The organism is Sporosarcina sp. E16_3, from assembly GCF_017347125.1.
In the GTDB taxonomy this organism is placed as follows: domain Bacteria; phylum Bacillota; class Bacilli; order Bacillales_A; family Planococcaceae; genus Sporosarcina.
In genome coordinates this window covers 20,180-31,976 of sequence record NZ_JADPRX010000008.1, presented here as the reverse complement: position 1 = coordinate 31,976, position 11,797 = coordinate 20,180, and the positions used below count along the sequence as shown (strand labels likewise).

General features: G+C 40.2%; 11 protein-coding genes. 8 read left to right on the top strand and 3 right to left on the bottom strand.

Annotated features, from left to right (window positions below):
- The first annotated feature begins 11 nt into the window (after nucleotides 1–11).
- From I2483_RS07205 to I2483_RS07195, 3 genes are all read left to right on the top strand, one after another.
- Nucleotides 12–1,100 carry an SDR family oxidoreductase gene (locus tag I2483_RS07205; protein ID WP_207174865.1) on the top strand — a complete coding sequence of 363 codons (1,089 nt, stop codon included), beginning with the start codon at nucleotides 12–14 and terminating at the stop codon, nucleotides 1,098–1,100.
- A 244-nt stretch (nucleotides 1,101–1,344) separates the two neighbouring features.
- The gene (locus tag I2483_RS07200) at nucleotides 1,345–2,100 is read left to right on the top strand and encodes a TerC family protein (protein ID WP_207174863.1); all 756 of its coding nucleotides are present in this window, start codon (nucleotides 1,345–1,347) and stop codon (nucleotides 2,098–2,100) included.
- 128 nt (nucleotides 2,101–2,228) lie between these two features.
- The gene (locus tag I2483_RS07195; RefSeq protein WP_186669652.1) at nucleotides 2,229–3,578 is read left to right on the top strand and encodes a TrkH family potassium uptake protein; all 1,350 of its coding nucleotides are present in this window, start codon (nucleotides 2,229–2,231) and stop codon (nucleotides 3,576–3,578) included.
- A gap of 171 nt (nucleotides 3,579–3,749) precedes the next feature.
- On the opposite strand, the gene I2483_RS07190 is transcribed toward I2483_RS07195, so the two are convergent.
- Complete coding sequence (locus tag I2483_RS07190; RefSeq protein ID WP_207174861.1) at nucleotides 3,750–5,510, bottom strand: B12-binding domain-containing radical SAM protein; 1,761 nt, start codon at nucleotides 5,508–5,510, stop codon at nucleotides 3,750–3,752.
- Between the two features lie 191 nt (nucleotides 5,511–5,701).
- On the opposite strand from I2483_RS07190, the gene I2483_RS07185 reads away from it, so the two are divergent.
- Complete coding sequence (locus I2483_RS07185; protein ID WP_207174859.1) at nucleotides 5,702–7,135, top strand: ATP-binding protein; 1,434 nt, start codon at nucleotides 5,702–5,704, stop codon at nucleotides 7,133–7,135.
- A gap of 97 nt (nucleotides 7,136–7,232) precedes the next feature.
- Nucleotides 7,233–7,676, top strand: coding sequence for a MarR family winged helix-turn-helix transcriptional regulator (locus tag I2483_RS07180; protein ID WP_207174857.1), 444 nt, complete (start codon nucleotides 7,233–7,235; stop codon nucleotides 7,674–7,676).
- A 175-nt stretch (nucleotides 7,677–7,851) separates the two neighbouring features.
- Here I2483_RS07180 and I2483_RS07175 read toward each other — a convergent pair whose 3' ends face one another.
- The gene (locus I2483_RS07175; RefSeq protein ID WP_207174855.1) at nucleotides 7,852–8,478 is read right to left on the bottom strand and encodes a hypothetical protein; all 627 of its coding nucleotides are present in this window, start codon (nucleotides 8,476–8,478) and stop codon (nucleotides 7,852–7,854) included.
- A gap of 232 nt (nucleotides 8,479–8,710) precedes the next feature.
- On the opposite strand from I2483_RS07175, the gene I2483_RS07170 reads away from it, so the two are divergent.
- From I2483_RS07170 to I2483_RS07160, 3 genes are all read left to right on the top strand, one after another.
- A complete protein-coding gene (locus I2483_RS07170; RefSeq protein ID WP_207174853.1) occupies nucleotides 8,711–8,872 on the top strand; it encodes an aspartyl-phosphate phosphatase Spo0E family protein in 162 nt (53 codons plus the stop codon).
- Between the two features lie 347 nt (nucleotides 8,873–9,219).
- On the top strand, nucleotides 9,220–10,083 hold the full coding sequence (locus I2483_RS07165) for an NAD(P)-dependent oxidoreductase (protein WP_207174851.1): 864 nt from the start codon (nucleotides 9,220–9,222) through the stop codon (nucleotides 10,081–10,083).
- Between the two features lie 247 nt (nucleotides 10,084–10,330).
- Entirely contained in the window at nucleotides 10,331–10,789 is a 459-nt protein-coding gene (locus tag I2483_RS07160; RefSeq protein WP_207174849.1) for a chemotaxis protein CheW, read from the top strand.
- 458 nt (nucleotides 10,790–11,247) lie between these two features.
- Here I2483_RS07160 and I2483_RS07155 read toward each other — a convergent pair whose 3' ends face one another.
- On the bottom strand, nucleotides 11,248–11,712 hold the full coding sequence (locus tag I2483_RS07155; RefSeq protein ID WP_218624890.1) for a YkyB family protein: 465 nt from the start codon (nucleotides 11,710–11,712) through the stop codon (nucleotides 11,248–11,250).
- Nucleotides 11,713–11,797 lie beyond the last annotated feature (85 nt).

The window sequence follows — 11,797 nt, the reverse complement described above, 5'->3', positions numbered from 1 at the left end:
GGGGGGATTATATGCGGACTCATTTTTTTACCGGCTTTCCAGGATTCATAGCTACGCAATTGATAAAAGAATTGGTACGTGCTGGAGACATGGAAAAGGTATACGTAGTAGTTCAATCCAGTCAAGCTGATCTTGCAAAGGAAAAAGCCACATCAATTATGAAAGAGATGAATGTGGCATTCCCGTTTGAAATTCTGATCGGGGATATAACGCAACCAGGGCTTGGGATAGCGCAGAATATTAGTAGTGATTTACATGAGAAAAGGCTAACTGTGTGGCATCTCGCGGCCATATATGATCTCGCGGTCAAGGCTGAAATTGCTTGGCAAGTAAATGTTGAAGGGACGAGACAAGTGATTGAATTCGTCCGGAATCATCCTTCTATCGAACGCTTTATGTATTTTAGTACAGCGTATGTTGCAGGGAAACGGGAAGGTAAGTTGCTTGAAACTGAGCTGATTCGTCCGTCTTCTTTCAAAAATCATTATGAAGAAACCAAATTTGAAGCGGAACTACTTGTAGAAGAACTGAAGAAGGATGGCGCTGTGACAATTATCCGCCCTGGGATTGTACGTGGTCACTCCAAAACGGGAGAAACGATTAAGTTTGACGGTCCATACTTTTTTATGAATATGATTGACAAATTGCGATGGATGCCAATTATTCCTTATGTGGGGAAAACAAAGGCATGCATAAATGTTGTACCGGTTGACTATATAATCGCAGCTTCCGTGTATTTATCCAATCATGAAGAGGCTGCTGGTAAAACAGTCCACTTAACGGATCCTTCACCGCACCCGATTGAAGAAATTTACAGCGCAATGGTCGTAGAATTGACAGGGAAAAAGCCTAAAGGCAGATTGCCACGGCTCCTTGCTGAAAAAGGCCTTGCTTCGATTCGATTGCAGCGCAAATTGGGTGTTGAGGCGGAGACATTGGCTTACATGATGTGGGATGCCACATTCGATACGACAGTTGCGGAAGTGCTACTGAAAGGAAGCGGCATTCAATGTGCTGATTTTTTGGCGTCGATTCCATCCATGACCGCTTTTTATGAAGAAAATAAAAAAAATAGTGACTATCATATTAAAATTGGGTAGTTCCACATTTACTTTTTGGTCAACTATGGTATAATCAAACAAAAGAACCCGAACTTAATAACTTTTGACTTTATGTCAAGGGGGAGTAGCTATAGGGAAACCTATTTCATAGTCGTCAATACATGGCTTTTGCCATCGGTTATGATAGCTGGAATTTTGCAATACACTAATTCCGACTTAGCGAGACCTTTGCCTTTTATTAGGTGAGGGTCTCTTTTGTTTTGCAAAAATAGGGGGAATCGATTTGGAAGCAATATTATTGGAATATGCATGGGTACTCGTTGTACTCATTGTACTAGAAGGATTACTGGCAGCAGATAACGCTGTTGTCATGGCGGTAATGGTCAAGCATTTGCCGCGTGAACAACAGCGGAAAGCGCTTTTTTATGGATTGTTGGGAGCGTTTGTCTTCCGTTTTGCAGCATTGTTCATGATCACAATCCTTGTGAACATTTGGCAAATTCAAGCGATTGGTGCAATATACCTTTTGTTCATTTCCATTAAGAGCATTATGGATCAGCGGAAAAATGAGGAATCACATCCGGATGCTAAAAAACGTAAACAGTCCGGTTTCTGGATGACAGTTGTAAAAGTAGAACTTGCGGATATCGCATTTGCACTCGATTCCATGCTGGCGGCTGTTGCGCTTGCTGTAACGTTACCGAAGCTTGGTAACTTCGACATAGGTGGCATTAACGGCGGACAGTTCACGGTTATGCTTTTAGGTGGTATTATTGGCTTAGTCATCATGCGTTTTGCTGCACGTCAATTCGTTGGTCTTTTGCAAAAGTTTCCCTCGTTGGAAACGGCAGCATTTCTAATTGTAGGGTGGGTCGGTGTCAAATTGTCTGTTCTAACACTGTCACATCCAGGCTTAGGTATCCTTGATGAAAGCTTCCCACATTCAACTTTATGGCAAGTAACATTTTGGATAGTTCTTGTTGGTATTGCACTAAGTGGTTATTTGGTTGGGGTTAGAAATAACAGAAAGAAAGCATAATATGAGAAGCGGCCGTGTAATTGCACGGCTGTTTTCTATTTAGTTCAAAGTTCTTCCTTTCCTTTTTAAGTGGACTTCTCTAAAATAGGTACGACACCCTATCAGTGGTGAAAGGAACGGTGAACTCGATGAAATTCAATCGCGAGAATTTACGCAGGTTCACTCCTGCTCAAGTTATTGTGTTTTATTATTTTTTGGCTATTGCTTTTTCGTTTTTACTGTTGAATCTGCCGGGGGTTTATTTACCTGGTGTAAAGGTAAGCTTCATTGACAGTTTGTTTACAGCTGTCAGTGCCGTCAGCGTTACGGGACTAACGCCCATTAGCATTGGGAGTACCTATTCGGTTTTCGGTATTTGCATGCTTATGCTTGTGTTGCAAATTGGTGGAATCGGAATCATGTCAATCGGTACGTTTTTTTGGCTGCTTGTCAAAAAGCGAATAGGTTTACGAGAAAGACAACTAATCATGGTCGATCATAATCAGTACAGTCTCGCTGGGGTTGTTCATCTAATTCGTGAAATCGTTAAAATTATATTTTTAATTGAAATTATTGGCGGTTTACTATTTACACTATATATTATGCGGTTTTATGATTCATTTAGTGAAGCCCTCCTTAACGGAATGTTTATGTCCGTATCTGCAACAACTAACGCAGGCTTTGATATTACAGGAACGTCACTCACGCAGTATTTCAATGATTACTTCGTTCAGACGTTGACGATGATTCTAATCATACTCGGTGCCATCGGTTTTCCTGTTCTTATCGAAGTGAAAAGCTATTTCTCGAAAAAAGTACCTCATTTCCGTTTTTCGTTATTCACCAAAATAACGACAGCTACGTTCGGATTTCTGCTAGTTTTCGGTGCAATCATGATCTTTGTTTTGGAATCAATGCATTCTTTCAAAGGAATGGTATGGCATGAGAAGCTATTTACAGCTTTATTTCATTCAGTGTCATCTAGGTCGGCAGGTTTAACAACGCATGATGTGACGGAATTTAGCGAAGCGACAGATATTTTCATCAGTTCACTAATGTTTATTGGCGCGTCACCAAGTTCAGTAGGCGGTGGAATTCGGACGACGACATTTGCGATTGCTGTTCTATTTCTTATAAACTTTGCTCGCGGTAATCAAGTCATTAATGTCTTTAAACGACAAATAAAACTGATAGATGTGTTCCGATCTTATGCTGTCATCATACTGGCGCTGCTGATGGTCATGACGGCACTGCTTATTATGCTCATCACTGAACCGGGTGTGCCAGTTGTTGCGCTGTTATTTGAAATAACTTCCGCATTTGGAACATGTGGTATGTCACTTGGAATAACATCGGATCTTTCTGTAGCTGGGAAAGTGATCATTATGCTGCTGATGTTCATTGGACGGGTCGGACTTATTTCGTTCCTCTTTACATTAGGAGGTAATACAAGGAAATTGAAATATCACTACCCGAAAGAACGGGTTATTATTGGTTAATAAAAGGCTGTCCCACATAATAATTGTGGGACAGCCTAATTTCAATAGATAAGTATACGGTCTTTGACTTAGAATCATGTCTAGCTACGGGCGCCAGCCGCTAGGGTCATAAGCAATCCAGCTATGTGGCAAAGAGCGCCACGTCGCTGGATCGACTTATGCCTGTCGCGTCTAGAAGGCGCCTTCCGCTTTTCCAGATTGTTCAAGGAACATAAAGATGGGTGTATTATCATGTCTAAAGACTGTGATAAGATACCCGTCAGCATTTTGTACAATGCCTATTTCCACATCTTCGGGTTGAACAGCAATCGGTGTGATGAACGTTTGCTTACGAATATTTCGATTAGTTAAACCTAAGGAACTGAATCGTTCTCCGAGTAATGCAGGATTTGAAAGTAGTGTCTGCTCAATAGCAGAGCGTTCTTCAACTGGCATATCCTCACTCCACCAAACTTTACGCGGTTGGAACTTGTGATGCGCAAGATAATCGATTTTCATTAGACTACGTGCGATATCCATATCGGCGCGTCCATCTTCTAGTAGAAAATCATTCAACCGTATGAAGAGGTCTTCCAACTGATGTCCGATTCTAGACCAACCGCGATTCTCCCAATAGGAGCCGAATTGTTGGAAGAAATCGAATGGCGTTTCAAATACTTCTGATACAAGATATTCCACCGTTCGCGGTAAGCGGTTGTCGTTCCAATATTTTTCAAGAACATCCTCGGTCTGTTTAATGCGCAGGATATCATCAAACGTTAATACGTTATTTGAAAATATTTCATAAGGTGCTTCATCGATAAACTGATAACCATATTGTTCGGCTTGTATACGCAAGCCAGTTCCACGCAGTAACTTAAGGAATCCTAGCTGCATCTCCTCAGGCCTCATTGCGAAAACCTCATTGAATGTTTTTCGGAAAGAATTATAATCCTCTTCAGGTAGCCCTGCAATCAAATCCAAATGCTGGTCAATCTTCCCGCCTTCTTTCACCATCAATACGGTACGGGAAAGTTTTTCGAAGTTCTGGCGGCGCTGTACTAATTCATTTGTTAAATCGTTTGTGGATTGAACGCCAATTTCAAATCTGAATAGTCCTGCCGGGGCATTGTCATTAAGAAATTGGATGACTTCGGGTCGCATAATGTCTCCCGTTATTTCAAACTGGAAAACGGTGCCTGGTATATGTTCATCAATCAAAAATTGGAACATTTCCATTGCATAGCTCCTGCTAATATTGAATGTGCGATCCACAAACTTGATTGTTTTTGCACCATTCGCCATTAAATACCTAATGTCGTCTTTTATAGCCTCTCGGTTGAAGTAGCGGACGCCTACTTCGATGGATGACAGACAGAATTGACATGAAAAAGGACAACCTCTGCTTGTTTCAATATATGTAACCCTTTTTCCGAGTTCCGGGACATCTTCTGAAAACTGGAATGGGGAGGGAAGTTCTCGTAAATCCAATTTGGGTCCTGGAGCTGTAATTTTTAGTTGATCATTATTCCGGTAAGCAATTCCTTGGACAGCTGTTAGTTCATCTTTCCCAGCATACACATCCAAGAGATGTTTAAATGTTCTTTCCCCTTCACCAATTACGATGACATCAATTTCAGGAACACGTTCTAGCCAATAATCATAATCGTACGTTACTTCTGGTCCGCCGGCGATAATTTTGACGTCGGGCTTAACCTTCTTTAACATACGTATCACTTTTATGGATTCTTCAATGTTCCAAATGTATAAACTAAAGCCGACAACATTTGGCGTTTTTTGATATAAATCTGATACAATATTCATAGTCGGATCCTTGATTGTATACTCGGTGATGATTGGGCTATACTCGGGCATTGCATATGTTTTCAAACAGCGTATGGCTAAATTTGTATGGATGTATTTCGCATTTAATGTTGTAAGTACAATGTTCATAACCTAACTCCTTTTCTTTGAAGCTGTTTTTATAGGTTGTTCTGTTTGTGATATAGGTAATAGGACTTATTTCCATTATGTCTGAAATATGGAATAATCTGAATAAGAGCAGTTTTGTATAAACTTGACCTTTCTGCATGAATCAGTGTTATTTTTCATATTGTTTAAAAATGGGATGTGGAGGAATACACTTGAAATATAAAAATGTTAAGGTACTGAAACATATCACTTTTCTATTGGACAATCAAATCAAACCATGTGCTGTTTTTGAACTTGATGGTACGCTTTTATATGTGAACGACTCGTTTCGCAAAGAATTCGTTTATGAAGGAAAAGAAAACATCAACGAGTTTTTCATAAGTTCAACTACCGACATTTGGTATGATGTTACGGGTTCAATAAAAAAAATCGAGAAACAAACATTCGATGTGAACATTCGATTGAACCAGGATAGGGTAGGTGTCGTGAAAATGCAACTTGAGTATTTTGACGATGTCCAACAGGTAATTGCGATATTCGATGCTCCACAAAATAGTGTGGACAACGTGGGTAAAACCTATAGACAAGCTTTTCGTAATTCGGATAGCTTCATGGTTGTTATTGATCGAGATGGGTTAATTTATGATGTCAACGATTTGCATACATCTTTTTTTAACCTGCCGAAAGACTATTTTGTAGGTAAATCAGTGGAAGCAATCGTTAAATTGTTTCCAGAGGATTCTGAATTACTCACCAATTATTTTGAGGACGTGAACCTATATGGGTTTGCTGAGATAACAACCAGGTATGTAAGAAATATGGATGAGGTAAGTTATTATCAAATATCCACATTATACGATAGCGAGACACGAACCTATTTGATAAGAATGAACAATCGAACAGAAGAAATGGCCATGGAGAAGCGTTTGGCCCATTCAAATTCATTATCAACGATTGGTGAACTTGCGGCAAGTATAGCGCATGAAATCAGAAATCCAATGACGACATTGAAAGGTTTTGTTCAATTACTTAAGATTTCTGCTACAGTGGATACTATGAAATATCTTTCCGTTATCGATGAAGAAATAGATAGGATGGAGTCTATATTAAATGAAATGTTAATCCTATCCAAACCTGGACTGAACGAAAAAACGACATTCTCTTTGGGTGTACTGGTGGCAGACATGATTCAGGTTGTCTATCCGAAAGCTTTGATGGATGGTATTACAATTACACAAAAAGATAATATTCTTAAAGATTCATTGATTGTTGGTGATTCAGATAAAATTAAACAAGTTCTTTTAAATTTGTTCAAAAATGGTATTGAAGCGATGACCCCAGGAGGGAATCTCTCAATATTTGTGAATCTGGATACTCCCGGAAAAGTCATTTTAGGAGTTTCAGATACTGGAAAAGGAATGGATAAATATCAAGTAAAGCAAGTCTTCATGCCATTCTTCACCACTAAGTCTGATGGATCTGGACTTGGACTGCCGTTTGTTTTGAAAAATATTGAAGATCATGGTGGAACGGTTGTAGTTGAGAGTGAAGTTGACATAGGCACAACCTTTATCGTAACATTTCCGGCGGCAATTGGACATGCCCCGGTAGCGGATACAACTAAAAAAAGAGTACTTTCGCAGTAATTAATAGTTCGAAACGTCTTCTTGGTCCTTTGACATGAAGACGTGTTTGTCGTTATAATGGGGGCAACTAATGAGCGGAGTATAGAAGGGGCACTGAATGATGACAAAAGATACTGAACGGGCACTGAAATTATTTATCGTTCTTTCAAGGGCAAGCAAAGTGATTTTAGAAGAAGCGCATAAACCGAGTGAAAAGCATGGGCTTAATCCGACTGAATTCGCTGTCCTTGAATTACTTCATCACAGGGGGAGACAGCCAATCCAGAAGATTGGGCAGAAAATTTTACTTCGAAGTGGTTCGATGACTTACGTTGTCGATAAGCTTGAAAAGCGTGGATTATTGGAACGCGTCTTTTGCGAAGAAGACAAGAGGGTGACATATATGTCGATAACCAAGGAAGGTGTCAATTTAATGACATCTATCTTCCCAGAGCATGCGAACAATATCGAATCCATAATGTCCTCTCTCTCTGTTGAAGAACAAGACCTGGCAATTGAATTAGTACGGAAATTAGGACTCTCGGTCAAAAGCTTATCGTAAAACACAGCAACTCGTCTAACGGGTGCTGCGTTTTTTTATTGTATTGGAAATTATAAAACACAAGGCCTTCTCACTAGTGTTTTATGCAAGTAAATGGTTAATCATCAGACGTGTATTTGTAACAGTTAAAAGAGTCAAATGGATGGTTATCCATTTGACTCTTTTTAGTCGTCCATTATTTAGTAACAATCGTTTCAGCCATACGAAGGAATTGCTCAAAATATTCTTCCTCTGGAGAATCATAGATTGTAAGTCTAACGACCATATTGTCGCGTTCAAAAATAATTCCCGTAATAGATACAGTTTCAGCTTTTAGGGCCAGAACTTTTGCGTTTTCAATGCCTTCAGCTGTAGGAATTGACTTCTCATCTAGCACTTCAATTGGAGCGCTACCGTCTCCTGATGCTTCAAGTACAGCAACCATATTTTCAGCTAAATAATCATAAGTGCTGTCTTCCTTAGCAACCGTTTCAATGCGCATAAACACAGCTTCATTGTTTGCTGAAGTTAAGCTGTCCTTACCAGGTTCTTCGCTTATTAATGAATAGTCAGGAAGAACAGAAATAGCATAATTTTGTTCATCGCTTTCTATCAGTTTTGCATCTTTCATGATGTCTCCTTGACTGTCATCAACTTCTGTATCCGGTACCTTGCCTTCAGTTACTGTACCTTTGTCTACGTTTTCAACAACACCAGTAGATCCATTTGTACTTTCTTGGTCCTTAGCGGGACTTGTACCACAACCGGTAAGTAATAAAGTGGTCGCGATTGCTGCGAATATAAAACTCCATCTGCTTTTCATCGTAAACCCCTCCTTGGTTAAATTTGACGTCTGAGACGCCGTAATGTTTCATCAATAGTACATTAGTTTTTTAGAATCTTTAATAGTGTGCCTTAAAAGTAGTATAACGTAAAGCATTTTCTAATGCTGGCTGTTTTTAGTTGTCGGAATATGTCGCTAATTAACTCCCTTATTATGAGAGTATTCCTGTATAATATAAAATAGCTATGTGTTATTCCATGGAGGGATTATCTTGGAGTGGAATTTAGAAGAAGAAATTGAATTATTACGCGAAAAGATGATGGACGCAGCGATAAAAAAAGGACTGACTGCTGCTGATACGATAAAGTTCAGTAAAAAGCTTGATAATCTTATGGATCAATACGAAGAGCTGAAAAGACTGGTAACGGAGTAATGGGCTATGCCTGTCAATGAAGAAGTAAGCCGCTTTACAGATGAGCTCGATAAAATTAGAAAAATATTTTGTAAACAATGTTTAATAAACAAGAAAAGCGGGGAAATTAAGATAGAACACAGCAACATTCTCATTTCCCCCTTTTGAGGACGGATCCCTATTACAGGGTTCCGTCCTCCTTTTTTATGAAAGTAGAAATGAATGATGGAAAAATACAAATTCTTTGGTAGGATAAAAGATAATACGACTATTAACTTCATTCAGCAGTGGAGTCACCCCTGCAGAATGAAGAAAGGAAGGCAACCTACATCCTGTAGGTCCGCTCATTTGATATAGGGGGAATTAAAATGGAAATCAAAAAGATCGCATTTATTGGGACAGGTGTTATGGGCGCTAGCGTTGTTAAGCACCTCTTAGACAGTAATTATGAAGTGGCTATATATACACGTACAAAAGAAAGGGCGAGGCCTCTAATTGAAGCAGGAGCTGCTTGGGAGGACACAGTTGCTGAGGCGGTGAAGGATGCAGAATTAATCTTCACAATGGTTGGGTATCCGGTAGATGTCGAAGAAATTTACTTTGGAGATGGTGGTATTTTTTCAACTGGTAAGGCAGGTCAGATTCTAATTGATATGACGACTTCCAGCCCGGCCCTGGCTATACGGATTGCGAAGGCAGGTGCTACGTTGCAGATGGCAGCAATCGATGCACCCGTTTCCGGGGGAGACATTGGCGCGAAGAATGGGACGTTGTCAATTATGTGTGGCGGCGAAGAAGAAGTATTCAATGCCATAACTCCGGTTTTGTCGGTATTTGGAAAACAAATTGTTTATCAGGGACTGGCAGGCTCAGGACAGCACGCGAAAATGTGCAATCAAATTGCCATCGCAACCAATATGATCGGTGTTTGCGAAGCGCTAGTGTACGCTGAAAAAGCGGGACTGGATCCTGAAACTGTGCTGAAGTCTATATCAACAGGAGCAGCGGGCTCATGGTCATTGTCCAATTTGGCACCACGGATGTTAGAAGGGGATTTTGAACCAGGATTTTATGTTAAGCATTTTTTGAAAGATATAAACATTGCGCTGACAGAAGCTGAAGCGATGCAGCTGTCACTTCCAGGCTTAAGTCTTGCGCATGAAATGTATGAAAAACTTGTTGAAAAAGGATTTGGCGAAAAAGGTACACAAGTTCTATATAAAAGTTATTAATAAACCTAAATAGTTATAGAAATATGCCGAAAATAGAAATAAGTGTTCAATTAATTTAAGTAAGCACTAAATAAGTTGACCAGATGAATACCTAAATAAACTAAACGAGGGCGCCTTTTAAGTGGAGCCGAAGCCCTAATATTGGCGGCGAGGCCGTTTGGCATATGGTGGGAGACATCCCCTAGCGCTGAAGCGGATTCGAATGGATACTTATATAATACTATTATTAAACGTGGGAGCTGAGTGGGTGAATACAATTAAATCAGATGCAGTAACATATGAAGTCTTTGAATTTGTAGAATTTCAAGTAGGCAAAAGCAATTTTGGACTTGGCATTCAGCATGTCCGTGAAATTATTCAACCCGTTGTAGTTACTGTATTGCCACATGCGCACCCGTATATCGAAGGGATTATTCAATTACGGGGAGAAGTACTTCCTGTCGTTGACTTGAAGAAAGTAACAGGAAATACCGATATCAATGAAAGTGATGAATCAAAATATATCGTTGCGGAATTTGACGGGACAACAGTTGTCTTAAATGTGACGGCTGTCACCCAAATCCAGCGTATCAATTTTTCAGATATTGAACCTGCTTCTGATATGTATATGGGTAATAAAGTACCTGTTTCGGGAGTTATCAAGCGCGATAATGGAATGATTCTTCTCGTTGACTTTGAAAAAGTAATCGCGGAGCAAATCAAATAATAGAAGAGAAAAGGGGCTATTCTCGCTGGTAGCCAGCAGGAATAACCCCTTTTTAAAAAGATAATAAAGTATACGTTTTTCAACATGGAATATTGTCTAGCTACGGCGCCTAGCCCCTGGGCCCACACGACGTGGGTCATGCAGCTGTTGTGACAGGATGTCGCGATCTTAGGCTGCCTTCCTCAGTCGCTTCAGTCCTAAAGTTAAAGGCAAAGAGCGCCTTTATCTTTAGGTCATCCGACGTACAGGACGTACTAGTGCCGACGTTGCCACAGGACGTGGCGAATTTAGTCGGCCAGCGCTAGTCGGGTCTACCAAGGCGCTTGCGCTTTTCTTATTGTCTAGACTCCAGCGCCTAGCCCCTCGAGTCGCTTCAGTCCATAAGTTAAAGGCAAAGAGCGCCTTTATCTTATGGCCTTCCAGCGCTAGTCGGGTCTACCAAGGCGCCTGCGCTTTTCTTATTTACCATCCAAATAAGATGAACGAAAGTTTTGTGTACCCTGAATGCTATGGATAGACTTTTTTGGTACCGTTTGTTTCTTCACGGGTACGACCTGATGGATGGGTCCCACATATTTGGAGAGAAGCTCACGCGCAGTTTTCAAGCTCATTCGTTCTTGTGGGTTGCGAGAAGTTGGATCTTGTTGTCCGAGGTGTGGAAGTGTATTGAAGTCTTCTTTTTCCGGGATTGTATGAAAGAGGAATTCGTCACATCGGACGAGAACTGTGGAATGCTGCTTGCTAAATTTGGGATTGTCGACAAAATGCAATCCGATTTTTTCGGCAGTACCCGAACTAAGAAGTTTGTCTATTGCCATCTTTTTTAAAGCGTAAAGTTGTCTATTGTCAGGTGCTGTTTTTGCATGTCGATTTACAGTATAGATGGCAATTGCCAGTTGACGGATAGAATGCTTGTTTTTCAAAATAGGCCTCCTTCGTTGGAAGATTGAATGATTATATATGTTTCATATAATACCAAGAATGAAAGAATTGTACAACTTCAGACTT